Annotated in this window: 25 protein-coding genes; 9 read left to right on the forward strand and 16 right to left on the reverse strand. The window is 55.9% G+C overall.

Annotated elements, in window-relative coordinates; genetic code table 11:
- The first annotated feature begins 276 nt into the window (after positions 1–276).
- The 4 genes from ACG9DO_RS00185 (at position 277) to ACG9DO_RS00200 (ending at position 4,395) form a co-directional block, all read left to right on the forward strand.
- Positions 277–1,926 carry an ABC transporter ATP-binding protein gene (locus ACG9DO_RS00185; RefSeq protein WP_394729480.1) on the forward strand — a complete coding sequence of 550 codons (1,650 nt, stop codon included), beginning with the start codon at positions 277–279 and terminating at the stop codon, positions 1,924–1,926.
- A 115-nt stretch (positions 1,927–2,041) separates the two neighbouring features.
- Positions 2,042–2,656, forward strand: coding sequence for a DnaJ domain-containing protein (locus ACG9DO_RS00190; RefSeq protein ID WP_394729482.1), 615 nt, complete (start codon positions 2,042–2,044; stop codon positions 2,654–2,656).
- A 512-nt stretch (positions 2,657–3,168) separates the two neighbouring features.
- Positions 3,169–3,825 (forward strand): PilZ domain-containing protein, encoded by a 657-nt coding sequence (locus ACG9DO_RS00195; RefSeq protein WP_394729484.1) that lies wholly within the window; start codon positions 3,169–3,171, stop codon positions 3,823–3,825.
- 183 nt (positions 3,826–4,008) lie between these two features.
- A complete protein-coding gene (locus ACG9DO_RS00200; RefSeq protein ID WP_394729486.1) occupies positions 4,009–4,395 on the forward strand; it encodes a lasso peptide biosynthesis B2 protein in 387 nt (128 codons plus the stop codon).
- Positions 4,396–4,434: 39 nt separating this feature from the next.
- Here ACG9DO_RS00200 and ACG9DO_RS00205 read toward each other — a convergent pair whose 3' ends face one another.
- The 12 genes from ACG9DO_RS00205 to ACG9DO_RS00260 all read right to left on the reverse strand — a co-directional run bounded on the left by ACG9DO_RS00205 (position 4,435) and on the right by ACG9DO_RS00260 (position 18,256).
- Positions 4,435–5,718, reverse strand: coding sequence for an exopolysaccharide biosynthesis polyprenyl glycosylphosphotransferase (locus tag ACG9DO_RS00205; protein WP_394729488.1), 1,284 nt, complete (start codon positions 5,716–5,718; stop codon positions 4,435–4,437).
- A complete protein-coding gene (locus tag ACG9DO_RS00210; RefSeq protein ID WP_394729490.1) occupies positions 5,715–6,683 on the reverse strand; it encodes a GDP-L-fucose synthase family protein in 969 nt (322 codons plus the stop codon). Before ACG9DO_RS00210 ends, ACG9DO_RS00205 begins: the two co-directional genes overlap by 4 nt.
- Positions 6,680–7,828, reverse strand: coding sequence for a GDP-mannose 4,6-dehydratase (gmd, locus tag ACG9DO_RS00215; RefSeq protein ID WP_394729492.1), 1,149 nt, complete (start codon positions 7,826–7,828; stop codon positions 6,680–6,682). Before gmd ends, ACG9DO_RS00210 begins: the two co-directional genes overlap by 4 nt.
- Positions 7,829–8,072: 244 nt before the next feature.
- Entirely contained in the window at positions 8,073–9,311 is a 1,239-nt protein-coding gene (locus tag ACG9DO_RS00220; protein WP_394729494.1) for an O-antigen ligase family protein, read from the reverse strand.
- Positions 9,312–9,403: 92 nt separating this feature from the next.
- The gene (locus ACG9DO_RS00225) at positions 9,404–10,411 is read right to left on the reverse strand and encodes a tetratricopeptide repeat protein (RefSeq protein ID WP_394729495.1); all 1,008 of its coding nucleotides are present in this window, start codon (positions 10,409–10,411) and stop codon (positions 9,404–9,406) included.
- 122 nt (positions 10,412–10,533) lie between these two features.
- Positions 10,534–12,759, reverse strand: a complete 2,226-nt coding sequence (locus ACG9DO_RS00230; RefSeq protein ID WP_394729497.1) for a GumC family protein — start codon at positions 12,757–12,759, stop codon at positions 10,534–10,536.
- A gap of 11 nt (positions 12,760–12,770) precedes the next feature.
- Positions 12,771–13,487 carry a polysaccharide biosynthesis/export family protein gene (locus tag ACG9DO_RS00235; protein ID WP_394729499.1) on the reverse strand — a complete coding sequence of 239 codons (717 nt, stop codon included), beginning with the start codon at positions 13,485–13,487 and terminating at the stop codon, positions 12,771–12,773.
- A gap of 963 nt (positions 13,488–14,450) precedes the next feature.
- Positions 14,451–15,512 (reverse strand): dTDP-glucose 4,6-dehydratase, encoded by a 1,062-nt coding sequence (rfbB, locus tag ACG9DO_RS00240; protein ID WP_394729501.1) that lies wholly within the window; start codon positions 15,510–15,512, stop codon positions 14,451–14,453.
- Positions 15,505–16,362 (reverse strand): dTDP-4-dehydrorhamnose reductase, encoded by an 858-nt coding sequence (gene rfbD / locus ACG9DO_RS00245; RefSeq protein WP_394729503.1) that lies wholly within the window; start codon positions 16,360–16,362, stop codon positions 15,505–15,507. Before rfbD ends, rfbB begins: the two co-directional genes overlap by 8 nt.
- Positions 16,359–16,904, reverse strand: a complete 546-nt coding sequence (rfbC, locus tag ACG9DO_RS00250; RefSeq protein ID WP_394729505.1) for a dTDP-4-dehydrorhamnose 3,5-epimerase — start codon at positions 16,902–16,904, stop codon at positions 16,359–16,361. Before rfbC ends, rfbD begins: the two co-directional genes overlap by 4 nt.
- 6 nt (positions 16,905–16,910) lie before the next feature.
- Positions 16,911–17,795 carry a glucose-1-phosphate thymidylyltransferase RfbA gene (rfbA, locus tag ACG9DO_RS00255; RefSeq protein WP_394729507.1) on the reverse strand — a complete coding sequence of 295 codons (885 nt, stop codon included), beginning with the start codon at positions 17,793–17,795 and terminating at the stop codon, positions 16,911–16,913.
- Between the two features lie 89 nt (positions 17,796–17,884).
- Positions 17,885–18,256 carry a Rap1a/Tai family immunity protein gene (locus tag ACG9DO_RS00260; protein ID WP_394729509.1) on the reverse strand — a complete coding sequence of 124 codons (372 nt, stop codon included), beginning with the start codon at positions 18,254–18,256 and terminating at the stop codon, positions 17,885–17,887.
- Positions 18,257–18,827: 571 nt separating this feature from the next.
- Between ACG9DO_RS00260 and ACG9DO_RS00265 the strand changes: the two genes are divergently transcribed.
- From ACG9DO_RS00265 to ACG9DO_RS00280, 4 genes are all read left to right on the forward strand, one after another.
- Positions 18,828–19,106: a DUF3489 domain-containing protein gene (locus ACG9DO_RS00265; protein WP_394729511.1), complete on the forward strand. Its 279-nt coding sequence runs from the start codon at positions 18,828–18,830 to the stop codon at positions 19,104–19,106.
- Complete coding sequence (locus ACG9DO_RS00270; protein ID WP_394729513.1) at positions 19,103–19,528, forward strand: DUF2924 domain-containing protein; 426 nt, start codon at positions 19,103–19,105, stop codon at positions 19,526–19,528. Before ACG9DO_RS00265 ends, ACG9DO_RS00270 begins: the two co-directional genes overlap by 4 nt.
- Positions 19,525–21,213: a recombinase family protein gene (locus ACG9DO_RS00275; RefSeq protein ID WP_394729515.1), complete on the forward strand. Its 1,689-nt coding sequence runs from the start codon at positions 19,525–19,527 to the stop codon at positions 21,211–21,213. The genes ACG9DO_RS00270 and ACG9DO_RS00275 overlap by 4 nt, the downstream gene beginning before the upstream one ends.
- A gap of 356 nt (positions 21,214–21,569) precedes the next feature.
- Complete coding sequence (locus ACG9DO_RS00280) at positions 21,570–22,343, forward strand: SDR family NAD(P)-dependent oxidoreductase (protein ID WP_394729517.1); 774 nt, start codon at positions 21,570–21,572, stop codon at positions 22,341–22,343.
- 50 nt (positions 22,344–22,393) lie between these two features.
- On the opposite strand, the gene ACG9DO_RS00285 is transcribed toward ACG9DO_RS00280, so the two are convergent.
- The 4 genes from ACG9DO_RS00285 to ACG9DO_RS00300 all read right to left on the reverse strand — a co-directional run bounded on the left by ACG9DO_RS00285 (position 22,394) and on the right by ACG9DO_RS00300 (position 25,401).
- Positions 22,394–22,816 carry a YybH family protein gene (locus ACG9DO_RS00285; RefSeq protein WP_394729519.1) on the reverse strand — a complete coding sequence of 141 codons (423 nt, stop codon included), beginning with the start codon at positions 22,814–22,816 and terminating at the stop codon, positions 22,394–22,396.
- 140 nt (positions 22,817–22,956) lie between these two features.
- Complete coding sequence (locus ACG9DO_RS00290; RefSeq protein WP_394729521.1) at positions 22,957–23,649, reverse strand: hypothetical protein; 693 nt, start codon at positions 23,647–23,649, stop codon at positions 22,957–22,959.
- Between the two features lie 9 nt (positions 23,650–23,658).
- Positions 23,659–23,874: a hypothetical protein gene (locus tag ACG9DO_RS00295; RefSeq protein ID WP_394729524.1), complete on the reverse strand. Its 216-nt coding sequence runs from the start codon at positions 23,872–23,874 to the stop codon at positions 23,659–23,661.
- Positions 23,875–23,877: 3 nt separating this feature from the next.
- Entirely contained in the window at positions 23,878–25,401 is a 1,524-nt protein-coding gene (locus ACG9DO_RS00300; RefSeq protein ID WP_394729526.1) for an FAD-binding protein, read from the reverse strand.
- A gap of 108 nt (positions 25,402–25,509) precedes the next feature.
- Between ACG9DO_RS00300 and ACG9DO_RS00305 the strand changes: the two genes are divergently transcribed.
- Positions 25,510–26,379: a LysR family transcriptional regulator gene (locus tag ACG9DO_RS00305; protein WP_394729528.1), complete on the forward strand. Its 870-nt coding sequence runs from the start codon at positions 25,510–25,512 to the stop codon at positions 26,377–26,379.
- Positions 26,380–26,381: the final 2 nt, after the last annotated feature.

Genomic DNA, 26,381 nt, shown 5'->3' on the forward strand with positions numbered 1-26,381 from the left:
CACGGCCTGACAGCTTGCGGGCCCCATTTCCTTCACCCTCGCGCGATAACGCGTACTGCCGCCTCCCCATTCCCAGGGACCTGCTCCAGCAGGCCAGCACCCGGCAGGCCAACTCCCATAAGGCAGGCACAATGCCGCAGCAGCCCTCTTTCTGAAGCATCCCTCTTGAACCTGCGTGCTTACGCAACCTACAAGACCTCACGCACCCACTTGCCCGAGGATCGCTCGTTCCGCCATGTTGCTTGATGCTGCCTTCCTCCCGCCTGGATCGATGTGATGGGTTTCGCCGCGCTTATCGACCACGCCAGGCCCTACTGGCGCGCGCTGGGACTTGTTGTCCTGCTCTCGCTCCTGGGAGCATTGACGAGCCTGGCCCTGCCCTGGCTCGCTGCGCAGCTGCTTGGCGGCGCGGTCAGCATCGAGCAACCGGGCATGGTCTCGATTGCAATCCTGCTCGTCGCCCTGCTCCTCGTGCTGACGCTGGTACGCATTGCAAGCGGGCTCTACTCGAGCAGCGTTGCAACGCGCATTGAAGCCGACTTCCGCCGGGACATCTATGCCCATGTCCAGCGCCTCCCGATGGGATTTTTTGACCAGGAACGCCAGGGCGACCTGCTTGCGCTGCTGACCTGGGAGGTCGCGCGGCTCAGTACATTCATATCGCAGACGCTCACCGCGGTTCCTGCCGCAGTCATGACCTGCGGCGGGGCGATGGTGATCCTCTTCCTGATCGACCCGGTCATCGCCCTGCTCGTCCCGCTTCTCTTGCCCGCCTATTACATCGCGCTCAAGCTGATTGGCCGGCGCCTGCGCTCGCTTGCGACACGGGTCCAGCAAGCCGAAGCTGCCATTTTTGCCAGCGCCGAAGAAGACATCGAGATGATGCCGGCGATCAAGTCCTTCGCCAGGGAGGACCAGCGCCTGTACCGCTATGGCGAGACGGTCGAGGAGGCGCGCCAGGTCAAGCTGCAGGAGCTCAAGATCTATGCTGTGCTCGGGCCTGCGATCAGCCTGGTGACCGCTCTTGCAGCCGTTGGCCTCCTCGTCGCGGTGGCTCAGAGCTTCAGCAGCGAACGGATCAATGCGACCGAGCTGTTCAGCTTCCTGCTCTATGCTGCGCTGCTAACCGGCCCGGTCGGCTCGCTCGCCAATTTGTACGGCCAGTTCAACAGCGCGCGCGGTACGCTTGAACGCCTGCACAATGTCCTGCAGCAAGCCCCTGAACCTGGCTACCGCAATCGCATCGAACCTGAAGCGCGCGCGGGCCGTATCGCGTTTGAAGAGGTCGGGTTTGCATATCCCCAGCGCGGCACCACGCTTTCAGGCCTGAGCCTTCAGATCCAGCCGGGCGAGATCGTTGCTCTGACCGGGTCAAACGGGGCTGGAAAGACCACGATCGTCAATCTTCTGCTTGGGTTTTACCTGCCGCAATCCGGAAGGATTACGCTCGATGGAACTGACATCAACACGATCAATCTCCAGGCCTTGCGCCGCACGATCGGCTATGTTCCGCAGCATCCATTGCTCCAGAACGGAACCGTGCTTGAAAACATCACGCTGGGCAGACCAGGTATCTCTCGCGCAGCGCTCGAGCGCGCATGCGAGTTTGCCCAGGCACGCACGTTCATCAGCGAGCTGCCGGACGGGTTTGAAACACAGATTGGCGATCACGGCGTCAGATTGTCAGGCGGGCAACGCCAGCGCATTGCGCTGGCACGCGCGTTACTCACTGATCCGCCGGTCCTGATCCTCGATGAAGCGACCTCAATGTACGATCCTGAGGGGGAGGTAGCGTTTGTCGAGCAATGCCGCTCGGCGCTGCAGGGAAGGACTGTCATCATCATCACGCACCGGCCTGCGAGCCTCGCCCTGGCCGACCGGATTGTAAGTGTTGAGGCAGGAGCCATAACCGAGCGGGCGAGCTGAGCCGATATTTCCGTCGATGGATTGCAGGGCGAACTTGCGTTTCGAGGAAGGTTGCGTGAAAGTGTCACCAACAAGAAAGAAAGGTCGCGCAGCTGTAACGTGATGGAGCGACTTCATGGAAGGCGATCAAGAGTTCGTCGATTATTACGAATTGCTTCAGGTAACACCAAGCTGCCCGGTTGATATCCTTTCCAAAGCCTATCGCCATTTGGCATCGAAATATCATCCGGATCATCCCGAAACTGCCGACCGCGACAAGTTCCAGAAGATCACCGAGGGATACGCCATCCTCAGGGATCCCGAAAAGCGGGCGTCGTATGATCGGGATCACCGGGTGAAGGCCAATGCCAGCTTCTACAAGATCCCATCGAGGGAAGAGATCGAAGCGGGCAGCCAGTCAGCGATCCAGGATGCCGATACGCATGAAAATATCCTGTTCTTCCTATACAAACGGCGCAGAGAACATGCCGCTCAGCCCGGCGTGATCGCCTATTATGTCCAGGAGATGATCGGCTGCTGCGATGAAAGCTTCGAATTTCATGTCTGGTATCTGAAATCGAAAGGGTTTGTCGAGGTCACGGAGCAAGGCACCCTCGCCATTACCATCGAAGGGGTCGACCATGTCATCTCACACAGCCGCTCGAGCGCGGCGGCCAAACTTCTCAACGCACCGTTGGCACGAAGCGGCACGCCCCTTGGCGAGATGGACCAACAGGATGCCGCCCGCTAACCGAGTGCGTCCTGTTGTCAGCCTGGCTTGTCCTAGCCCGCCCCTGCAAAGCGCTTCGCGGGGTTCCAACCATGGCGTAAACCGGCCTTGCGGGCATTCCCCATCAAGGCATCGGGCAGTGCTGCGTTGACCTGGCTCAAGCCAGCCGTTCGCCTCCATGCTGGTCTGTGACAGGAGCCTAAAAGAGACCAGAAGCGAGGCGAAAATGCCAAGCATCGCGTGCTGCGGTGCGATTGGGCGTTTTGATCTCGCTCCCGCAAGGGCGACAACCCATCCCGCACGCGAGGGTTTGAACGCGGGCAGGAATGCGCGCGCCATCCCGCTCGCGGGCCGGAATCATCATCAGATGCCATCGCTTCAGATCTGCATAAGGCCGCAGCTACGACCGATTTATGGTCGCGGGCGAGCGGCCTTGCTGGAACCGCTCCTTGTCCCAGCCATTGCTTTAACGAATCTCATGGGAATAATATGGGATAAGATGTCCCCACCGCTTTGAAAGGGGGTTTTGCGCCATGGCCAACTCGTCCAACACGCCGCCGCAGGCGAGCGCAGATGAGAGTCATTCTGATGCTGATCGTCGCAGCGAGGAACGCGCTGCGACTGTGCTGCGCCCAGCCCTCCTTCAATGGGAAGACTTCAAGACGTTCTGCCTCGTTCGCAACATCTCATCTTCCGGGCTCAAGGTCCGCGTTTTTGCCCCGGTCAAAGATGGAGCGCGCATCTCAATCTGCATGATCGATGGGGTGGTATTCAAAGGGACAGTCATCTGGCACGAGAACGACGCGATCGGGGTGGCATTCGACACACCCATCGCGCTCGACGACGTACTCGCAGCACTGCGCAGGCCGCCTGCAGACACATCGAAGAATCGAGGGCTTCGGCTCGAGGTGGTGTCCCGCGCCCGATTTATCGCTCTTGGGCAAGCCTACGATCTCGAAGTACTCGATATCTCCTCGCGCGGGATCAAGGCTCGATACGCACAAAGTGTGCCGCCGGTAGGCGAGCAAGGAACGCTGCGTATTGATGACCTCCCCGATCGCAAGGCCACTCCGCGCTGGGCGCGAGAAGACACCGCAGGTTTCCTGTTCCTCGATCCCTTGAGCTTCACCGACCTTGGTCAATGGGTGATGCGTCAGTATCAGGCTGGCTTGGGCGAGCAAGCACCCTGAGGTGTTTTGCAATATAGTGGGACCGAAACCGGATCCAGGCTATCCGGGAGGCGATCCGTGACCACAAGCGGCAGCCATTCGATCACATTTTGAGACCGGCGTGCTTGACCTTGACCCGTGATCGGGCGCATTTCGCTAAGAGCTATGCAAGCAATGAGTTCCCTTCTCTCCTTGGTCCCGTGGATGCCGCGAGCAATTTTCGAGCTGCTGCGGGCGCGGATTGCGCTTGTCCGTTTAACGCCCAAAAGACTACTCGCCCTGAATGACCAGGCAAGGACCATGGCTGCCCTTGCCAGCCAAGCGCATTCCAGAGAGGCCGAAACTCTCGAAAGAATTACCTTCCTGCTGCCCAGGATCGCTGCGCGCCTGCCTTGGCGTTCGGATTGCCTGGTGCAGGCCCTGGCCGCACAGCGCTGGCTATCGGCCCATTCGGTTGCGGCAACAATCGAGATCGGTGTCCAGCGGGATGCAGAAAGCGAGTTTCGCGCGCATGCCTGGCTATTGCATCAGGGCCAGGTGGTACTTGGCGGTGAGGCTGGAGACTTTACTCCGCTCCTGGCTCAGGAATAGCGGAGAGCCAGAATAGACCATCGCTCACGTGAGCTTCGCCTATTTCGCACCAAAGCCGGTGACAAGCACCCGGATCGTCCGCAGCGCAATCACCATGTCGATCCAGAATGAGATGTTCTTTACGTAATAGAAGTCGTAGCTCAGCTTGTCTTCGATATCCTGGATGTCCGTGACATGGCCCTGGTGGACCTGCGCCCATCCGGTTATTCCAGGGCGAACCAGGTGGCGGTAGCGATAGTACGGGATGCCTTTTGAGTAATCCATCGACAGCGCAACTGCTTCAGGCCGAGGACCGATCCAACTCATATCGCCTTTCAGAATGTTGAAGACCTGCGGCAACTCGTCGAGCCGGGTCCGCCGAAGAAAGTGACCGACCCGGGTAATGCGCAAATCTCCCTCTCTGGTTATGCTAACCTTGGGATCTTCGCCATTCTCCGTAACTGTCATCGTACGAAATTTGATAATATCGAAGAAGTGGCTTCGATAACCCACTCGCCTTTGGCGGAACAGCGCCGGTCCGGGCGAGTCAACTTTGATAACAAGCGCTATTACAGCCATGACCGGCAACAGGATTGGCAGCGCGAGCAGCGAGGCTACGATGTCGATTGCACGCTTTATCTTCTGGTAGGCGAGAGCTGGGACGAGCGCACCAAAGCTGTTTTCACTGAAATGCTCGAACTGAACTTTTCCGGTCATCGCTTCGCGCAATTGGGTGTAGTGATAGACCGGCCGGCCCATAAGCGCTGCTTCAGTCAGAACCCGCTCCCATGAAGGTCCCAGCTCTGCGTGAAGATCTGCAATCATGATGCCATTGGGGTCGGCCGGGACACGCGGATAGGTCAGATATATCGTACGCAGGTTCCAGTCGGGATCAGCCTCTGCTGCACGTCCTATTGGGACAAGATAGCAGGTTGCCTGTCGTCCGCGAATCATCAACGCTGAGAGGACATAAAAGGAAATCAGCGAGGATAAGAAACTAATCCCGAGAAGAACGCTGCTGTAGGGGATACGCAAGAAAACCAGTCCTGCGACCAGAATGGCGAACGCTGTGCCGTAAATCGGCAAGATCCAACGTGAGACCACCGCTCCAAAATAGCCACTGACGCGCCTCAACCCCACCAGCGTAATTCCGGCAGCAAGACTTGCAATCGCTAGCGATGTTTGCGTGGTCAGAGCCTTCCAGACTTCCGATCCGTTGAAGAGCATCAACAAGCCCAGTGGCAAAGCTACTGCGAATAAGAGAGCGAAGCTCGCTTGCATACGCAGCGAATGAAACAGACTTCGATGCACATGATGCTCGCCCAGGTTGAACTGGTACATCATGATGCCACCCGCGACTTATGTGCCTCTTCATGATCCGCGCCTACGTGCTCGAGGAACCAGCGATATGCATCGCGAATGCCATCATCGAGCGATATCTGCGGCGACCAACCCAACGCTCGCAGCTTGCTGCTGTCCAGTCGCTTGCGCGGAGTACCATCAGGCTTGCCAGAGTCGAATTCTACCCTGCCTTCAAATCCCACAGCGTTCGCCAGTTTATGGGCAAGCTGCCTTATGGTGACCTCATCGTCCGAGCCCACATTGACAGGAGGCTCGTCGCTGTAATGCTTCAACAAGTGGACACAAGCATCGGCAAGATCATCGACATGCAGAAATTCGCGATATGGCGCGCCGCTGCCCCAGACCGTAAGCGTGCTATCCGATAGCTTGGCTTCGTGCGCTTTCCGCAGCAAAGCCGGGAGAACATGGCTGGTCTCCAGGTCGAAATTGTCGCCCGGTCCGTAAAGATTGGTCGGCATTGCGCTGATGAAATCGCAACCATACTGGCGACGATAGGCCTGGCAGAGCTTTAGCCCAGCAATCTTGGCGATCGCATACCACTCGTTGGTCGCCTCGAGCGGACCGGTCAGCAAGGCATCTTCTTGCATCGGCTGGATTGCATCACGCGGATAGATACAGGAAGACCCAAGAAACAGCAGCTTGGCAACGCCCGATTGGCGGGCAGCTTCAATCAGGTTGTTCTGAATAGCAAGATTGTCATAGATGAACTCGCCCGGTCGCGTATCGTTGGCCCAAATCCCGCCGACCCTCGCCGCAGCGACAATCACTACGTCGGGTTTGTTAACGGCGAACCATTCGCGCACGGTCGCCTGCTCTCGCAAGTCAACACGCCGCGGAGCTGTGAGCAGATCACATTGTTCACGCGCAAGCCGGCGCAAGATAGCCGAGCCCACCATCCCTTGGTGTCCAGCGACATAAATGCGTCGATCTTGGAGGCTGAAGCTCATTTGGCAGGGATCAATCGGTTTTCCGAGCGAAGGAGGACACCAATTTCGCTGTTGGGGAGGTAATGCTCATCGCTGAAGTCCCCAAGGGCCTGGCGCGCGAGGGGAGCTTCCTGAAATAGTCGCAAATCGGCGAGAACCATTTCACGAGCAAGCTCGCGCGCGCTTGTCTCATGGGTCCAGCCAAGGATTGCCTTGGCCTTGCTTGCGTCACCCAGGAGCAAATCAACCTCGGTAGGTCGGTAATAGGTCGGATCGACTTCAACGAGCGTTTTGCCCGTGTTCGCATCCACACCAACCTCGTTGCGGCCCTCGCCTTGGAATTCCAGTGTTATCCCGGCGTCTTCAAAGGCCCACCGCACAAAATCGCGCACACTGGTGGTTTGACCGGTAGCGAGGACATAGTCATCGCCGTGCTCCTGCTGAAGCATGAGCCACATCCCGCGGACATACTCCTTGGCGTGTCCCCAGTCGCGTTGAGCATCAAGATTGCCCAGATACAGTTTTTCCTGGTGGCCAAGCTTGATAGCTGCCGCAGCACGTGAAATCTTGCGGGTTACAAAGGTTTCACCGCGCAAGGGGCTCTCATGGTTGAAAAGGATGCCGTTTGAGGCATGTATCCCATAGGCTTCGCGGTAATTGACCGTGATCCAGTATGCGTAGAGTTTGGCGGCCGCGTAAGGAGAGCGCGGATAGAAAGGCGTAGTCTCCCGCTGCGGCACTTCCTGGACAAGCCCGTAAAGCTCGCTCGTGGAAGCCTGGTAAAATTTGGTGGTTTTCTCAAGGCCCAGGATTCTGATCGCTTCCAGCAATCTCAAAGTGCCCATCGCATCGGAATTGGCCGTATATTCGGGCGTTTCGAAACTTACGGCCACATGGCTTTGAGCCGCAAGATTATAGACTTCATCGGGCTTGATTTCGTTCATCAGCCGAACGAGATTGGTGGAGTCGGTCAGGTCGCCGTAATGCAGGAAGAGAGATCGCCCCGGCTTGTGAGGGTCCTCGTAGATGCTGTCGATGCGGCCAGTATTGAATGAAGACGAGCGACGCTTGATGCCGTGAACCTCGTATCCCTTCGAAAGAAGCAACTCGGCAAGATAAGCGCCGTCTTGACCAGTGATACCAGTGACGAGAGCTTTCCTGGTCATCTTTGATTTCCAATCTCTCACAAAAAACGGAAGCGGCGCATTGACGCTTCGGTTCTAAGACGGATCCAGTAGCAAACGCGGAGTAGCTCAACTCTTATCCGAACTCTTCGCAATTGCAACATTCGCGACCCGAGTTACTCAGATATTTGATTGATCGAGATAGATTCCGGTGAGTTGAGTGCAAAACGTGCTGAATCGAGGACAAGCTGGTCTGCTTCGTCCCCTCCTCCCATATACGAGCAGATCAAACCTTACTGGAGCGTTTGTACTCAAAGCCTCGGCCCTCATTTCTGGCTTGAGACATCAGCACACATGACAAGACAAAAATGGAACTGAGCGCCGCCGTTCGTAGCGGGTAATCCCACGCAGAATGAACAAGAAGAGTAGCGCTTGCGATCACGGCAGCTTTCGCAAACGGACTGGAGGTCAGACTTGACCAGATCAAACGCGCGCGCGACGCCCACCAGACTAGGAAAACACACAGCAGGAGCAAGCCGGGCAAACCGAATTCGAGAATAATCTCGAGATAGTCATTGTGGGCATGGTTGGCATAGGTGGCATCAACCTGGTCAAGGCTTTCGTAGCGAGTGTAGACCTCCTGAAAGGTCCCGAGGCCAGTTCCTGATGGAAAGAAATCGCTGATCGCATCCAAGGTGTTGTCGTTAAGCACAGCGCGCCCTGCCGTGGACGATGTCACCTCTTTTTCGAAGACGTTCTCGTTGACGCCTGACAGAAGGAATATTGCAGCCCCCAGGGCAATGCTGCCTGCGAACAGGACAGCAATCACGCGCCGCGCATTGGGAAAAAGGATCGCAATGCTTGCAATAATCACCGGCATTACCAGAGCGTAACCTGTTAGCGATCCCACAAGAGCAATGCCGATCGCGATCAACGCAGCACAAAGCGCAGCCAGTAAGGACATCTCGAGACTTGTCGCCCTTTTTTCGTCAAGCTGCAGCCTAAAAATGGCAGCAAGGAAGGGCATGGAGACCAGTAGTAACGTCGCCATGTGATTGGCATTGGCAAAGATACCTACGAGGTAGCCACGATTGGTAAATTCGTAGAAATAGGCCTTCGATCCCGGGCCTCCCACAAACTGAACCAGGCCGATTACCAGAGCTACAAGTGTAACGCCAACGACAACAAGACTGATCTGCTGCTCCCATCCCGACCCAGCCCGTCTGAGCGCAATAAAGAGTGCTATTGCTGGGATGGCCCAAGCCAAGGACGCGAGGCTCTCATGAAACAGAAGCGTGACTAGCGCCGGCTTTGGGTCGACACCGAGCATAGACAGCTCCAAGGCAATCTGGGATCGGCCAGGAAGCGCTTCCCAGATCGCCGCAGGGAGCGGCACAAATTGGAGTAGGGCAAGGGCAGCTACACACCACGCAATCCGACCAAGCCACCCTGCGTCTTGGCTGGAGAGTTGAGGCATCGTCCAAGCCGTTACAGCAAGAAGCGCAGCACCGAAAATCTGGAGCATCGCATTAGCCAGAAAGCCGGCATTGCTTGCTCCTCCCAGCAAAATGCAAAGCGCGAGATAAGCCGCGACAACGGGATGGAATTTCGCCTCATTCATTGATCAAGGCGCTCCAGCGCGACGTTGCCAATACCGAACTGCACCGAACGGGGCGGATCTGTGGGGCGCCCACTAATCTCAATCGTCTGAGCATCGCAGCCACTTGTTGGGACACTGAACGTCGTGGCGAGTTTCTGCTCGATGCCATCATTTGCCAACTCTTGTCCGCCCAGGCACCGGATCACGAACTTGAGAGGTCCCACTGAGGCAAGATCGCTGAAAGAGATTTTGTAGGCCCCTGGAGAAAGCAGAAGAACCTGCTGAGCCAGACTCGCAGGACGCCGCCCATAGTATTCGCCGGTCAAGCCAGCGTCACCGAGTTTGGCATAGCCATTGGGACCGCTTCTGATTGTCCATCCAAATGGGGGCCCAAATCGCCCGCTGAATTTGTTATCAACCAGCAAGGCGCCCGCCTTGGCTTCAGGATTGAAACGGCGCCAGACGCGAAGAGCACCGTTATAATCCGAGCGTTCAATCAAAGGCGCGATCCAGCTACTGATCGATGCTGAAGGATCCGCACCCAAGTCAAAATCTTCAAACGCATCATGGGTATCAAGGATCATCGAAGCGCTTGCTCCTGCATTAGCAAGGCTGCGCATCAGATTAAGCCTAATGGTATTGTCTGTCAGCGCGGCTATGGCTTCAGGCCGAGTATCAGGGAATGTGACCAAATAGAGCAGATTACTTTGAAATAGTCCCCTCCGGTCAGGCATGAGCAATGAGAGTATTTCAATCTGTTCAATTGCTTCGCGCGCGCGGCCCTGGTCGACAAGGTGTTCCAACAGATAGACGCGCGCCTCGCGCGACCGTGGATTGCGATGCAAAGCGACTTTCAGAAGTGCCTCTACCCGCTCAGGATCACCTGATCCAAACTGCTGGGCTGCCGCAAACGTATAGGGCTCGTCTTCGAGGGGTGCCCACGATAAAGCCGAATTCAGACTCGCAAGATCGACCGAAGTTGGATCACCGCGATTCTCAAGGAACTCTATTGTCGCAGTTCGCATGGTGAGTTCCGGGCTGCTCTGAAGAGCCGAGGGCGCGAAGAATTGAGGCGACGCCCAGCCTGCGTTCCAATTGAATGTCAAAACCGCAATATACGAAAATAGACCTGATAAGACGAGTAACGCTACAGATCGGCCTTGTGCCATATATCGCTCGAATCGCTGTTTTCCAAAAGTCCGGTTACAAGCTCCGACCGCCGCGGCCCCTTTTCAAGGGCGGACTGATAATAGCGGTAGCTGTAGCTGTAGTTGAAGGTTGAAGCTTTGGCCTTGGTCAGAACTCCGCCCAATACCGAAACACCCGCCAAGTGCAACTGGTTCAAAGCCGCCAGTGCGGCGCTTGTTCTCGTCTTCCCGCTTTCGACAGTGAAGAGAGCTCCCCCACAGGCGGAACCGAGCAACTGAGCATCAGCAAAGCCCAAGGTTGGGGGAGCGTCGAGGATCACAACGTCGAAATACTGGTCCAATTCCTCCAAAATCTGAATCAACCTGCGCGTGCGAATGATAGTGGCAGGGTTCGGCGGAATTGGCCCACTAGGAAGCAAGAACAGGTTCTTGTTGGCGGTCGTAAGAACATGCTTCTTTGCTTGCTCCATCGACGTCAGCAGTCGCACCAATCCAATATCCGATTGCTCTTCGACCACAAATGAAGGCTTGCGCATATCGGCGTCAATCAACAAGACCTTCTTGCCAGCGTCCGACAGCTGCACAGCAAGACTATAACTGGTGGTTGATTTACCCTCTTCGGGATTTGCGCTTGTTACAAGCAGGCTCTTGGGGAACCCGTCGCGGGTGGAGAATTCAAGTGTTGTTCTAAGTCCCGCGTATGCTTCATAAATTTCGGATTGGGGGTCGTGGAGCTTGTCCAGCAGCTCATCAGCTTTTTGTTTTACAGGAATGATTCCGAGAGCCGACAGACGGAGCTTCTCGTTCATGTCTTCCTTCGTCTTGATAGTATTCGTAAAGCGCTCGTAGAGGATTGCCAAACCACCTCCGAGACCAAGTCCCAACAACAAGCCCAACAACGAGTTTCGCAGTGTATTTGGGCTAAATGGCGCTCCTGGCACCTTTCCAGTGTCGACAATTGCTGCCTGGGCCGTGCCTATACCGGCTGCCACGCCTACCTCATTGTAACGAGAGAGCAGCGCATCATACAAAGTACGATTTGTATCGAGCTCGCGCTTGAGGATGTTGTACTGGATAGAATCTTCACGTTCATCCAGAGCGTTGGAGCTTAACTGCTCCACCCGGGATCGAAGCGAGTTCTCTTCAGCCAAAGCCGCCTGATACTCTGCTCTCAAAGCGGCTGCTGAAAGAGAAGTCTCTCGCGCGATTTGTCTCTCGAGCTCACTCACTCGGTTCCTGAGTCTTACGACCTCAGGAAAGTCCGCTTGCAGATAGGTCGATTTTTCGCGCAGCTCGGCCTCCAGGATTGCCTTCTCCTGACGCAGCTGGGCTGTGCTGGCATTCACCTCGCTTATGGAACCGGCCTGGCGATATCGCTGTTCAGCGCTGATGCGCTTTTGCTGGGCGTTAGCCAATGCGGCGTTGAGTGACGCGAGGGAATTACCGGTTAGGCTGCTTGTCCCTGCTTCGCCGGACGTATCTTCGCCTGTAAGCAGCACAATGCCGTTCGCCTTTGCATAGTCGACGAGCTTTCGCTCTGCATCGTTTACGTCTTGCCTAACGGCCGCGATCCGCTCTTCAAGAAAATCTCTCGCCGCAGTGGTAGCCTCATATTTGCGATCGAGCGTTAGCTGAATAAATGACGATGCAAATCCGTTGACGAAGCGAGCAGAATCTCGCGGATCGTCTGAGACGTAGGAGAACTCCACAAGACGGCTGTCTGCAGATGGCTTCACGGTGAGGCCGCCTGCTATCGATCCGGCCAATGCCTCAACACTTGGCTCTGCACCTTCCGCTTGATCAACTTCGGCGACAAGATTGAGATCCTGCACCACACGCTCCGCCAGAGCTCGGCTTCGCATGATACCAACCTGAGTTTCGAGAAATTGCCAATCTGTCGCTGGCGCTACCAACTCTTCAGCCGAACCCGAATTCGACAAAATCGGGACGGTTGGTGGGTTGAGTTCAACGATCGCTGTCGATCGATAGAGGGGAGTTTGCGAGAGGGAGTAGGCAACTCCAAACAGCAAACCGGCCAGTGCCGCAATGATCAGCCACAGCCTCCTCGCCCATAAAATATTCAATAAGTCAAAAAGCGAAATCGATGGCTCGAATTCGTCCCCATTTACAAACTCATCATATGCCAAGTCGTCGTAAAAGCGATCACTCTGGCGCGTGGGTAAGCCGCGCCGAAACGAGCGGTCGAGCGATTGTTCTTCGGTCAAGACGGTCTACCTTAAATGGGGCGGAAGAGGCCGAGGAGCGGTACTGATTGGATCACGTTACGCCACGCGCGCTTGGTATTCGATCCATCCACTACGATGATGTCGCCACGATAGACTTCAGGATCGGGATCCTCTCCTTTTCTTATCGTGGTTAGATCGAAAGCGGCCGCCATCCGCTTTCCGTCAACTTGGCGAAAAACAACCACTGTCTTGGGGTTCGCGAATTCGTCCAATCCCCCACCCATTGCGACAGCCTGGACCAGGGTCAGCTTTCCAAACGCAGGGTAGAGTCCTGGCTTGTTTATCGAGCCCTCTAGAGTGAGCGTGCTTCCTGTAGCCTCCAATATTCCGACAGTCACATCCGGGTCTTTGAGGTACTTCTTGGACAATGCGACTTTAAGCTCTTCCTGAAGCTCCTGTGTAGTTCGGTCGACTGCGGGGATATTCCCTATCAGAGGCATTGCGATGTTGCCGGTAAGATCGACTTGATATTCCCCCGAAAGATCCTTGACCTGGAACACATTTATCGAGAGCTTGTCGAGCGGGGCGATACGATAGTCAGACGCCAGACGAGTGGCCGACGGAGCGTCAGGCTCGCCAAAACCGGCGACATCATATGGAATATCGGAACCTCGAGAAGAGGTGCAGGCGGTTACCGCAATCATGAACAAGAAAGCCCCGACGACCCTAAGGCAACCAATCCAAAGCGCGCCAATCATACTTGCCATTTTTCGCAACCTCATTGCTCTTACATGCATTTAGCTGTGCTACGCCCGTGAAGAGGCGCTGGTGATCAAACGCTCTCGAAGGGACGCTCTTCACCCTTTGCGCATGTCACAGGCAAAACTCTTGCTACAAGTTGAGGATGATTCCTAGGCTAATGTCACTGATTATGCCAGATAATCGGTGAACCGTGCAGATTGCATCACAAAAAGGCCAGTCACTGCCGAAACGAGTGCTCCTTGGTGCTTCAAACGACGCGCCTTAACCGCAAGCCAGCAATGAGGAGAAATTATGGGCTGTCTGGACCATCCACAGCAATAGCCACACCGGCCGCAAACAGCGCGGTCGCAGGAATCGCTATGACGACTGCTTCAGTCGTTGGATAAGATGGAGGCAGTACTTGGCCGGACCCTCTAGCAACCCGCATCACTTCAGCCTCCGGACAGCGGCGTTCTTGCAGTATCCTAGTGACACGATTTTCCACATTCTGACGCTGAGTAGTCGCGCCTGTGTAAACGAAACAGTTGCAGGTGCCATCGTCGAAAACTTGGCGAGTTACATCAAACACATTGTCAGGCTGAGTGCGCTCGAGAGTGACAGAACAAATTGGCCCCTGTGGCTGAGGCTGTTCCTGCGCATTCAATGCGGTCAGTGATGCGAGAGCAACAGCGCCGACGACTGGCAAGATTTTCCAATGATTCACGACCAACTCCTATTTTCGACGATCCTTATATCAGGAAAATCCTTAATAACCAGCCCTGTGGCGACTTTTCAGCTGCAACGCTGTAACAGGCAGAGCGATCAAGACGCTAGCTTAGTTAAGCGTTGCAAAACAGAAGCTTAGACTGAAGAGGGCAGAATATCGGTGGCCTTCCGGCCAATCGAGAAGGATATTGATTTAGCTAGAGTGTTCAAATTCCGAGATAAATGGACTTGCTTCAATCATTTCGCGTTGAATATGCCTGACATCAGGAGGCCAATTTAAGCAACGGCATCCACCAGTCTTCATTGTCGAGATACCAACGAAGCGTGCTGCGAAGCCCCTCTTCAAAGCCGCGCGCCGGCGCATAGCCCAGTTCAGCGCGCGCTTTCGTTTCGTCGATTGCATAGCGCCGGTCATGCCCCTTGCGATCTTCGACGAAGGCCTTGAGCTGCGAGGTCTTGCCTCCTTTGGCTGCAGGCGCGTCTGGAAAACGCTCCGCCAACCCGCTCACTTCCTCCATCGCCCGATCAACTTCAGCGCAGATCGTATCAATCACAGCCATATTGGGCAGCTCTGCGCCGCCCCCGATATTATACGTTTCGCCCGGCTTCCCGCGTTCCAGGCATGCTTCAATCCCCCGGCAATGGTCCTCGACATGCAGCCAGTCCCGCACATTCATGCCATCGCCATAGATCGGCAGCGGCTTACCGGAGAGCGCGTTCAGCAGGAACAGCGGGATCAGCTTCTCAGGGTACTGATATGGCCCGTAATTGTTCGAGCAATTGCTGGTCGTCACCTCCAGCCCGAAGGTATGATGGTAAGCCCGAACGAGATGATCCGATGACGCCTTCGACGCAGAGTAAGGCGAGTTAGGCGCGTAAGGTGTCGCTTCGTGAAACGCCGGATCTTCCGGCCCAAGCGAGCCGAACACCTCGTCGGTCGAGATATGGTGGAACCGGTGCGGTTGGCCAGAGCCGTCATCCAGCCAGACCTGCCGCGCGGCTTTCAGCAAGCTGTTCGTGCCGAGGATATTGGTTTCGATGAAGGCATCGGGGCCGGTGATCGAGCGATCGACATGACTTTCTGCTGCAAAATGTACAATCGCCGTGATGCCGCGTTCACGCAGAAGTTTCTCGACCAGCGCCGTATCGCAGATATCGCCGACGACCAGTTCGGCCTGTTCGACGCCGGCGATAGTGGATTCGTTTCCGGCATAGGTCAGTGCGTCGAGCACAATCAGCCTGTCTGCGGGATGCTTGTTCGCCCAGTAATGGACGAAATTGCCGCCGATGAAGCCAGCACCGCCAGTGACCAGAAGGTTAGCCAAGAGCCTTTTCCTCTTTCAGCATTTTCCGCAGGTTTTCGCGCCAATGCGTGTATCCGTCGCCGAGCAAATGACGTGCTGCGCTGCTGTCGAGCAACGAAAAGGCAGGACGCCGGGCAGCGGTGGGATACTCGCTGCTGGCAATGGGGATGATCGGGATGCTTCTTTCAAGCAAGCCGATGGCGCGCGCCTCTTCCTGGATTGCGACGGCGAAATCGTACCAGCTGGCAACGCCCGCATCGCTATGATGGAATGTGCCGGTCGCCTCTGCGGCAATGAGGCCCCAGACTGTGATGGCAAGTCCGGTCGCCCATGTCGGTGCCCCGATCTGGTCAGCCACGACGCGGATTTCGTCTCGCTCGGACATCAGGCGCAGCATGGTGCGGACGAAATTTTGGCCGCCAGCTGAATAGACCCACGAAGTGCGGACCAGCAGATCGCCGCGGCGCATCGCATCCTCGCCAGCTGCTTTGGACTTTCCGTACACGCCGAGTGCATGCCTGTGGTCGTCCGGGAGATAGGGGCGACACGATCGACCATCGAAGACATAATCGGTCGACAGGTGAACCAGCTTCCCCTCCCATCGCTGCAAGGCGTGCGCCATGATCCCTACCGCATCACGATTGATGGCATAGCATTCGTCGATATGGCTCTCGGCCGCGTCAACGGCGGTGTAGGCAGCCGCATTGATGATGAGCGCGGGCTCCCGCGCCGCGATGAAATCTTCGAGGGCGGTCTCGCTGGAGAGATCGCAGTCCGCGCGGGCGGCCCCCTCAAGGGTGTATTTCGCAGGCGCTGTAACGAGGAGCGAAGCCCCGACCTGACCACCCGCACCGAAGATCAGCACCTTCATGAGAAAGCCCCGATCTCGTTCAGTCGCTTGCCGGCGCGATCCTTCGCGCTTAATTGCACATCCAGGCCCGCGAGCGGCCAGTCGATCCCGACTACCGGATCATCCCACGCCAGCGAATGCTCGTGCGCCGGCGCGTATGGCGCAGTGCATTTATAGAGAAAATCCGTGTTATCCTCGAGCGTGAGGAAACCGTGAGCAAAGCCTTCCGGTACCCAGAACATGCGCTTATTGTCTGCGCTCAGTTCGACGCCGACCCATTGTCCGAAATGCGGCGATGATCGGCGCAAATCGACCGCGACGTCGAAGACCGCACCGCTGACCACGCGCACCAGCTTGCCTTGAGCCCCCGGGTTCTGGAAATGCATGCCTCTCAGCACGCCCTTTTGCGAGCGGCTATGATTGTCCTGCACAAATCTGAGATCGAGACCCGCTTCGGCAAACACGGCGGCGTTCCAGCTTTCCATGAAAAAGCCGCGCTCATCGCCAAACACGCGTGGCTCAATGATCAAGGGGCCAGGAATGTCGCAAGCGAGGATCTGCATGACAGCTTAGCTCTCGCTCAACAATGACAGCAGATATTCGCCGTAGCCAGATTTGCGCAATGGCGCTGCAATCTCCTCAAGCTGCGCATCATCGATGAACCCCTGCCGCCAGGCGATTTCTTCAGGACAGCATATCTTCAGGCCCTGTCGTTCTTCTGTGATCCGGACATAGCTTGCCGCATCGAGCAGGCTCCCATGAGTGCCGGTATCGAGCCAGGCGAAGCCGCGCCCCATGATCTGCACGCTCAGCGCTCCATCTTCCAAATAGAGCCGGTTGAGGTCGGTGATCTCCAGTTCACCTCGCTTGGAAGGGGCAAGATCTCTGGCGCGATCAACGACGCTCTCATCGTAGAAATAAAGACCGGTTACAGCGTAGTTTGACTTTGGTTTTTCTGGCTTTTCTTCAATTGAGATGGCCTGCCCACCCCGATCAAACTCGACCACGCCATAAGCCGCGGGGTTGTTGACGCGATACGCAAAAACGCTCGCACCAGAAGCTTGCGCATCGGCTTCCTTGAGGACTTCGGGCAACCCATGCCCATAAAAAATGTTATCGCCCAGCACGAGCGCCGACGGGCATCCAGCAACGAATTCAGCGCCGATTTGGTAAGCCTGTGCCAATCCCTCTGGCTGGGGCTGCTCGGCATAGGCAATCGCCAACCCGAACTGCGATCCATCCCCCAGAACGCGCTGGAACTGCGCCGCATCTTCAGGGGTCGTTATCACAAGAATATCGCGAATGCCGGCCAGCATTAGCGTGCTCAGCGGATAGTAAATCATCGGCTTGTCGAACACGGGTACTAGCTGTTTGGAGATGCCTCGTGTGAGCGGATAGAGTCTGGTGCCCGAGCCTCCAGCGAGGACGATTCCTTTTCTGCTAGCTCTTGTCACACCCTAAACTCCCGACGGACTCTTCTTTGCAAGCGCCTTTCAGAACGACGCGAGTCATGAATCCCTCATGACAGGATCTTCGGCCAACATCACTTCTCGCACGGCCAAATCTTTTCGAAATGATCGGCAAGAGCGAAATGGGCATTCTCAAAAGCGGCATTTGGGTGCTCGAGTGCAAACTTTGACACCAGTTCGGCGATTTGCTCGACGGTCAAATTAGGAGGCCTGCAAAAAGCCAAGATTGATTTTGGATCCGAACGTTTGGAAGTCATGGCTTCTGCTTGCTGGCCTGCAAAGAACCCCTGAAGATATGCCCCACAAATGAGTTTGTCTTCGATCTCGAACGAGCTGCACACGTTGCCAAGCCAACCAACAGTCCACTGGTCTTCTGCCATCCATTGCTCCGCCTTGGTCGGGGTCGCAAAAACCATGAGCAAAACTAATAGGCCGAACCTTTTCATTATCTTCTCACTTGTCTTGGATAAGGCAAATTCATGACCAGCAGTAGTTAGCTGAAATGAACATAGTGAATTGCCACTGCAAAGGGCAATGGTTTGAAATGGAGTGCCAACAGTTCAAGGGAACCGAGCAAAGCCATACGGAGCGCAAACTGTAGCTCCCGTATCAAGCGTGTCGATCTCGCTTTCTCGAGAAAAACTGTGTTAGTGAGTAAGGCAATCGAGGTTTCTCCAGCTATCGGCCAAGGAATGCCCGGGCATCGCGGCAGATCGAAGTTGAAAGTACTAGCTACACAGTCGCCATTCGCAATTCCTCCCATCAGGTAAGCAGAAGATATCCGGTGGTCGGTGGATGCATAAGCAATATCTGGATCTACGGATCGCCACATCGAAGATCACGATCTTTCTTGCGACTTCGATCGCCTTTCCATTAGACTTTCCGCCCGAAGCAAGCATTCATGTGCCTACTGAATCGCGGCCCTGATGGTGACCGCTGCCCCAACGCCAAGCGCGCACCGGGGCCTTGGGTGGTGGGAGCAGCATGTCGCTGCTCCAGACCGGAAAGGATTCACCCATGACGACAAGCTCAACGAGCAAACCCAAGGATGCCACGACCGCCAAGGTCTCACCTATAGCTTCGCCTTCGGTACCAAGACCCGATAGCAAGATTGGCAAGGTAGTCGCGCTTCTTCAGCGCAAGGAAGGCGCGACGCTCGACGAACTGGTCACAGCAACCGGCTGGCAGGTCCACACTGCCCGCGCTGCGCTGACAGGCCTCAAAAAACGCGGCTACGTAATCGAGCGATGCACGCGCAACGATGTCAGCGTTTACGCGATCAAGGCAGGCTCATGAATGCGCGGACAAAGCTGCGCGATGAGCTCGCAGCTCTCGATACCATGGATGCGGCTGCGCTGGCCGAGCGGTGGGTCACCCTCACCGCTCGGCCGGTGCCACAGGTCAGCGCCGCGCTGCTTCGGCTGGCACTCGCCTGGGAATTACAGGCCGCCGTGCATGGCGGCTTATCGCGGCAGAGCCTGCAGAAGCTTGAGCAGCTTGCTGCGAGCAATACGCAGACCCAGAGCCTGTCGCCCGGCATGCGCCTCGCCCGCGAATTTGGCGGCAAGCTTCACGTCGTCATTGTCGATGATGACGGAGCGATCCACTGGAATGATCGCAAGTGGAAAAGCTTGAGCGCGGTTGCCCGCGCCATCACCGGCACCCGCTGGTCGGGCCCTGCCTTCTTTGGCTTGAAGAGGAAGCGGCAAGCAGCATGAAGAAGATCCGCTGCGCCATCTATACCCGCAAGTCTTCTGAAGAAGGGCTCGAACAGGATTTCAATTCCCTCGATGCCCAGCGCGAAGCCTGCGCTGCCTATATCATGAGCCAGGCCTCCGAAGGCTGGAGCCTGCTCCCAGATCTCTATGATGATGGCGGGATCTCGGGCGGTACGCTCGAACGCCCTGCTCTCAAGCGCCTGCTCGCTGATATCGATGCAGGCCGTATCGACATCATCGTTGTCTACAAGGTCGACCGGCTGACGCGGTCGCTGCTGGACTTTGCAAAACTGGTCGAAACCTTTGATGACTCTGAGGTCAGCTTTGTCTCTGTGACCCAGTCGTTCAACACCACCAACTCGATGGGACGGCTGACGTTGAACATGCTTTTAAGCTTCGCCCAGTTCGAGCGCGAGGTCACAGCCGAGCGGATCAAGGACAAGATCGCCGCATCCAAAGCCAAGGGCATGTGGATGGGCGGGATACCGCCTCTAGGTTATGAACCTGATGGACGAAGCCTGAAGATAGTCAAAGAGCATGCATCGCTAATACGCGATATCTATGCGCGCTATCTCCAAGTCGGCATTGTCCGCATCCTGGCTGAAGAGCTGGAGCGCGAAGGGATCCGCGTTCCAGAGCGTACGCTTACCACCGGCAAATCAATCGGCGGCGGCGCCTTTACCCGCGGCCAGATCTACAAGATCCTCTCCAATCCGATCTATCGCGGCAAGATAGCGCACAAGGAAGAAGTCTTCGAAGGCCAGCACGAGGCAATCATTGACGAAGACACTTTTGAATATGCCCGAATGAAGCTGGCGGAGAAGCGCCACCGGCGCAGCACCCGTAACGAACGCAGCAATGCACTGCTCGCTGGTCTGTTGTTCGATGAGGATGGCCAAGCTCTCAAACCCGTCCACACCACGAAGCCTGTACCCAGCAAGCCTGAAAGCGCAGTCAAGCGCTATCGCTACTATATCCAGCAGAGCGAACCACGCGGCGAATGCAGCAACCGTCCTCCAGCCCTGCGTATTCCAGCCAACGAGATCGAACCGCTGGTCAGGAAGGAGCTCCAACACATTTTTGAGCAGCCGCTTTCCTTGATCGAGCGGGCGAAGATTGAGGTTCCGACCTCGATGCTCGTCACAGTCGAACGCAGATCCCAAAGCATAGCAGCCAGCCTCAAGAGCAATGGCCGCGCGATAATTCGAACAGTCTTGAACCGCGCATCTGTTTTCCCGGAGAAGATCGTCCTCGATCTCAGCCAAGGCGGTGTTGCCGAACTGCTAGAATTGCCTCAGGGGTCGAGCCAGAAGGATAGTTTCAGTCATTCTGCTCCTGCCAGGCTCAAGCGGTCGGGACTGGCGGTCAGATTGATCCAGGCCGACGGCACAAGCGCCGGCACCGACAAACCGGATATGACGCTTATTCGGCTGATCTACCAGGCACGCAACTGGTGGGACGAACTGGCCAAGGGCAAGATCAAGATCACAGCCTTGGCCGAAAAAGAAGGAGTCTCCCCATCCTATATCAGCCGCGTTGTCCGCCTCGCCTTCCTTGCGCCCGAGGTGATCGAAACGGTCCTGGCGGGCAAAATACCGTCCACCCTTAACTCCGAGAAGTTGCTGAAGACTGGGGCGATTGAGCCGACCTGGCAGTCGCAGATGGAAAATCTGTTCGGGGCCTGATGACTGAGTTTGGGCCGGAAGCGGAATGTCTGCTTTTGAGATTAAGCTAACGCGAGCGGTCATTGCTCTTCATATGTCTAAAGAAAAGTTGGTGACACAAAGAGTTAGGATTCAGACTATTCGTAGACTGGAAGAGGCTACTCAACGGTTCATCTGCTACACGCTGAAGGATGCAACCATCTTGATCCAGCGCCAGAGTAGCCACTACGGCATTGACAGGCAGGGCGCGAACAAACAGCCAGAAGCACAGCCTTACCGCGACCAGCTAAATTGCGTTAAGTTACGTTTCAGACGACACGGCAGAGCGACTAAACATTATGGGCAATCCGAAGATTGCCTAATCGGAGAGCTGGCAATTGAATGACGCATACAAATTGGCCCCAGCCGCCGGATCGAAAATCGCGGTCATTGGAGCGTGCGGGGGTATTGGCAGCGACATCGTACAAAAGCTGGTCGTAGCTGACTGCGAGGTCGCGGCTATCGATCTGGAAAAATCCATTCACGAAGCGCCCTCGACTGCGGCCCATGTGATCGCATTCGATGGGAGAGACGAAAACTCCATCGATCGGATGGCGCAACAGCTAGAGTCAGTGATGCCCCGACTTGACGGGCTTGTCATCGCTTCGGGCTTCGCCGGTCAGAGAATGCCGATTGGAGATTGGTCGGTTGAGGCGATCGACGAGATTGTCTCGGGAAACTTGCGTCTGATGACCTTGTGCTTGCGCGCGCTGGTGCCGCTTTTGCAACATGAGGATACTGCCAGTGTGGTTCTGATTACGAGCGACATGGCTTATATTCCTCAACCTGGATATGCCCCTTATGTCGCCGCAAAAGCGGGACTGGTTGCGATGGGTCAGAGCGTCGCAAGGGAAGTCGCGCCGAACGTACGCATAAATTTTGTTTCGCCCGGCGCAGTTGATACGCCGTTCCTGCGTGGTGGACGTGGGCGCACGGCGGATCCCCATGCACCTTTGCGGTTTGATATGGACGAATATCTGGAGAAGATACCGCTTGCGCGATTGGCCGTGGCTGAGGATGTGACCGGGCCAACCTTATTTCTGCTTGGCCCCGGCTCATCTTACATGACCGGGAACATCCTGCACATAAGTGGCGGCGCATTTATGGGCTAGCGGTGAAATCGACCTAGGCGTGGCCGCCAAAATGGCGGCTTAGTCGATCATTAATCGCCGATCTCCAATGCGACATCGGGCGCGCTGTTGTCCATGTCACGCCAGACACGCCACATTCCATCGACGCCCTTGCGATAGACCAGAAATGTGCGGCCATTCAGGTCGGTCAACGTGCCTTCCGGTGATGTAATCCGCATCGAATATTGGGTTACCAGGTAGGCGCGATCACCTTCTACCACCAGATCTTCCATCTCAGACCGGAACGTCACTTCCTTGCCAGATCGCCGGTTGCGGGCGAAGAATTCGAGAGTTTCGTCTACTCCCCGAAGCAGAGGAGAGCCATTTGGCATGACCAAAGCATCTTCCTCGTAAAGATCCCGCATCTTTTCGATCTCGCCGGCCTGATAATAGGTTATCCAACGCTCTCCATTCGAGAGAATAGCTGTGCGATAAGCATCGAGAGTGTGAGTCATGGCAATATCTCGTTCGAGGGGAGCAACATTGCATGCATTGAGGCAAGAAGCGGCGGCCAGCGGAAACATCCCGTTTAGGGCAAGGCGCGCGATGGGAGAAAAGAAGCTGTCGTTAATGTTTGTATCTGTTCTCGCGACCTTCAGACCGGCTTCACAGCGCCAAAAAAGCCGGCGGCAAGGATTGTGATCCAATAGCAGATTGCAACCTTCCTCGAAGCGCGAATGGACCTTGCGAGTTTCTTCTCAGAGTCGGCATCGGGACCCTGCAACAGCGCGGCAAAAATGCCGGGCCAGCTATGCAGAAAATGACGAAGTACTAGCCCGACAATAAACGCGATGCCGAATATTATGAGCTTGATTGCATACCAATTCTGTCCGTCACCAGCTTCAAACGGGCCCAAACCCATCAGCGAAGTTGTTCCGACGATAAGCAACACGGGGATCAGGATATACCGGGTCCAATCCTCCAAATAACCGAAGAGCGTCTTACTTTTCGCCATTTTGTCTCGGAACGCCAGCAACGTGATGGCAATCCACAGCACCCAAACAATCCAGGTCGCAACTAGAAAACCACCGCCATTGGGCTGAAGTCCCCACAGATGCCCCATATGAAGGCCAAGAGGCAAGAGAGAGACGATCCCGATCCGGGCGAGAATATCAATCCTGAAAACCGTATCAAGATGGCGCAGTCGTTCGGACGCAGTCAGCTCGGGATCGACCACTTTGAACGACGTTTGAAACACCCCCCATTCCCCGCCAAGCCAAAAAACCATAGCAAGGATATGCAAGTACCGAAGGATGCTGAGTTCGTGTAAGGTGAGAAATTCGATCATTGCTATCTCTCAGTCCTTTGGCTTTGAGCTGAACATCGATTTTATGATGAGACCCATAACCGCCGGCCGGATGAACTTACCCATCAGACGGACAAGTTCGTCGCCCCCAATCTCGACGGTGCAAGGCATTGCGTTTGCCACGCCTGACAAGATCAGCCGCCCGTCCTCAGTTTTACTCTCACGGACTTCTACGCCCAGTTTCATCGCAGGTGTTTTTACCAACATGGGTTATTCCGCCGCTTCGAGAATGGCTGCGGGCTGAAGTGCGAGTGCCGAACGGGCAGCGCCGCGCCCCGTAATCATCGCTTCGGTAAGATAGGACCCGTTTTGGTAAAGGTCGGAAATAAACGACCCCAATTCCCCCGCTTCGAACAATCGCGGAATGACCTTGCCTTGATGGTCAAACACATGGCCATCCATGTCGCGCTTGGCTCCGCCGCCGGTGCAGACAATCGCTGGCGTAATCGGAAGCGCATAAAAGGGGCCGTTGGCCAATGGCAGCAACGTATCTGCGCTACGTTCAAGCTCTTCATCATGACCAGCCGCGCAAGATGCATTGTACCGCTCTACCTGGTCCTCCAGTACAGCAGGATCGATCCCGATTTGCTGAGCGAGCGATGTGAAATCATCGGCTTTCTTGATGAGCCCGGAATCGATTTCGGCGCTGTTGTCCTCGCTCCACTCTTCGGCGGTCACAACCGCGCTCCATGTCATCACTTCGAGAACCAGCTTGCCAGCCTGACGCGTGGTCTCGTCGAAAATCATATAGACGGGATAGGCTTCGTTGAGTGGCACATCGACCCACCTGCCGTGCTTCTTTTCCTTGTAGTGGGTTAGCTGAAGCTCGTTGGCTTCATTGTAGAAGCGGCGCCCGGTGTTATCGATGTCAAACCAGCTGAAGGCCGGCAGCATGAAGTTACGCAGATAGGCGGTCTCCTGATGGGGAAGGCGAACGCCGGGCCAGATGCCGCCGGATTGGCCCTGATTGCGCAAGTGCCACATTTCCGCACCTGCTTTTTGCAAGATACGGATCCCATCACCCTGATTATACGGTGTGCCGAGCGGTGTGACGTTGGACAAACCGTAATAGTCACGCTGCATTTGCTTGTCGGACTCGTAACCGCCGACCGCCATGATCACGCCGCGTTCGGCGCGCACCGCCTTGCGCACACCATTATGGTCGACCCACGCTCCAAAGACTTCGAGCGTGTCAGGGTCTTGAATGAGGTCTGTTAGCGGAGCGTCGAACCAGACCGGGATATTGCGCTTTTCAACATTGGCCTTGAGCGCAAGCCATACGCCCGAAGGAATGGGAAGGATCGTCGAAGTGTAAGCAACCGCGTCGCGCGCACCAAATTCCGGAAATTCGAGAACAACATCCCGCTCGCTGAAACCTGTGCCGCGAAGAAACTCTGATCCCACATCTGCCGCAATCTTCTGAATCCAGGGCTCCAGATTGACCATTCTGTCGGCCCACTCATCCAGCAGCTCCTCGCTCACAGGATTGGCTGCACTCATTTTCCTTTGATAGTCTTTGAGCGCCTCCTTGTTCTTAGAGATCATCAACGACTGACCAGAGACGCGGCAGTTCCCGCCAGCGAATTCTTCGGGCGCTTTTTCGATGACTAGGATCCTGGCATCCGGTTCCAGGTCATAAGCCTCGATCGCGGCCGAAGCTCCGGCACAGCCATAGCCACAAATGAGAACATCGACGGTTTCATCCCACCGCTCAACACTATTGAGGCTAGCCATATATTCTCTCCCGATTTCGCTATTCCCGTTAAGCTCGTACATACGGAGGCCACGCCAGAGGACTAACAAAAGGTTGTCTAGTTATACAAATCATGTTTGTATTGCGTGATGGAACACCGACAGCTTGTGCATTTTCTCGCCGTTCTGGATTCAGGCAGCCTGACAGCTGCTGCGCAGCGCGTCGGCCTGACACAACAAGCATTGTCGAAGAGCTTGTCGCGGCTTGAAAGCGAACTTGGCGGTCAATTATTCGTGCGCGAAACCCGCGGAATGACCGCGACCCGGCTCGGCGAATCTATAGCTGAATATGCCCGTGAGATCATCGCAAGTGCAGGTAAGCTTCGCCACACCGCGAGCGCCGCTTTGGGCCTTGAGCGTGGCCGGTTGGTAGTGGGTCTAAGCCCGATTGCAGCTGCCAGCCTGATCGGCGAGCGGCTTACGCAATTTGCGCACAATTTCCCAAACATCCGGATTGATGTCGAAGGTGGCATAGACCGGGATTTCGTCGCCGCGCTTCACCGTGGGGAGATCGACATCGCTTTGTCATCTCAGGTTGGCGGACAGTACGACGGAATACTGCTGGAACAGGTCTTCGTCGAACCATGGGGTGTTGCTGGTTGCGCAGCCAATAAACGCTTGCAAGATGCACAATCCGTCGCTGACCTAGCAGATACGAAATGGATTCTTGGCCGGAACACAGACCTGCTGGATGATATTATCGCCGAAACATTCTCGAATGCCGGATTACCCATGCCACGCCCGGGTATCATGACGACATCGGTGCTATATTCACTTCACGCGATATCCCAGTCTGACTTCTTGGCGATTTTACCGAGATCGCTGTGCCGTGACCAAAATGGCGTGATGTGGCGAGACTTGAGTGGCGGGGCATGGAAGAGCCCCATCTATCTGATGCGACGCAAGCGAGCTCATATGGACGAGCTAATGCGGGTATTGCTGCGTGAGCTCAAAGGCTAGGC

It is taken from the genome of Altererythrobacter sp. GH1-8, assembly GCF_043702085.1.
In the GTDB taxonomy this organism is placed as follows: Bacteria; Pseudomonadota; Alphaproteobacteria; order Sphingomonadales; family Sphingomonadaceae; genus Erythrobacter.

Coding starts and splice junctions, on each gene's coding strand:
- ACG9DO_RS00190 (WP_394729482.1), top strand. CDS start 2,042: ATGGAAGGCGATCAAGAGTTCGTCGATTATTACGAATTGCTTCAGGTA.
- rfbD (WP_394729503.1), bottom strand. CDS start 16,362: ATGAAGGTGCTGATCTTCGGTGCGGGTGGTCAGGTCGGGGCTTCGCTC.
- ACG9DO_RS00185 (WP_394729480.1), top strand. CDS start 277: ATGGGTTTCGCCGCGCTTATCGACCACGCCAGGCCCTACTGGCGCGCG.
- ACG9DO_RS00235 (WP_394729499.1), bottom strand. CDS start 13,487: ATGGCAAGTATGATTGGCGCGCTTTGGATTGGTTGCCTTAGGGTCGTC.
- ACG9DO_RS00205 (WP_394729488.1), bottom strand. CDS start 5,718: ATGATGTACCAGTTCAACCTGGGCGAGCATCATGTGCATCGAAGTCTG.
- ACG9DO_RS00195 (WP_394729484.1), top strand. CDS start 3,169: ATGGCCAACTCGTCCAACACGCCGCCGCAGGCGAGCGCAGATGAGAGT.
- rfbC (WP_394729505.1), bottom strand. CDS start 16,904: ATGCAGATCCTCGCTTGCGACATTCCTGGCCCCTTGATCATTGAGCCA.
- ACG9DO_RS00295 (WP_394729524.1), bottom strand. CDS start 23,874: ATGTTGGTAAAAACACCTGCGATGAAACTGGGCGTAGAAGTCCGTGAG.
- ACG9DO_RS00300 (WP_394729526.1), bottom strand. CDS start 25,401: ATGGCTAGCCTCAATAGTGTTGAGCGGTGGGATGAAACCGTCGATGTT.
- ACG9DO_RS00225 (WP_394729495.1), bottom strand. CDS start 10,411: ATGCGAACTGCGACAATAGAGTTCCTTGAGAATCGCGGTGATCCAACT.
- ACG9DO_RS00220 (WP_394729494.1), bottom strand. CDS start 9,311: ATGCTCCAGATTTTCGGTGCTGCGCTTCTTGCTGTAACGGCTTGGACG.
- ACG9DO_RS00290 (WP_394729521.1), bottom strand. CDS start 23,649: ATGATCGAATTTCTCACCTTACACGAACTCAGCATCCTTCGGTACTTG.
- ACG9DO_RS00200 (WP_394729486.1), top strand. CDS start 4,009: ATGCCGCGAGCAATTTTCGAGCTGCTGCGGGCGCGGATTGCGCTTGTC.
- ACG9DO_RS00305 (WP_394729528.1), top strand. CDS start 25,510: ATGGAACACCGACAGCTTGTGCATTTTCTCGCCGTTCTGGATTCAGGC.
- ACG9DO_RS00285 (WP_394729519.1), bottom strand. CDS start 22,816: ATGACTCACACTCTCGATGCTTATCGCACAGCTATTCTCTCGAATGGA.
- ACG9DO_RS00275 (WP_394729515.1), top strand. CDS start 19,525: ATGAAGAAGATCCGCTGCGCCATCTATACCCGCAAGTCTTCTGAAGAA.
- ACG9DO_RS00260 (WP_394729509.1), bottom strand. CDS start 18,256: ATGAAAAGGTTCGGCCTATTAGTTTTGCTCATGGTTTTTGCGACCCCG.
- ACG9DO_RS00265 (WP_394729511.1), top strand. CDS start 18,828: ATGACGACAAGCTCAACGAGCAAACCCAAGGATGCCACGACCGCCAAG.
- ACG9DO_RS00270 (WP_394729513.1), top strand. CDS start 19,103: ATGAATGCGCGGACAAAGCTGCGCGATGAGCTCGCAGCTCTCGATACC.
- ACG9DO_RS00210 (WP_394729490.1), bottom strand. CDS start 6,683: ATGAGCTTCAGCCTCCAAGATCGACGCATTTATGTCGCTGGACACCAA.
- gmd (WP_394729492.1), bottom strand. CDS start 7,828: ATGACCAGGAAAGCTCTCGTCACTGGTATCACTGGTCAAGACGGCGCT.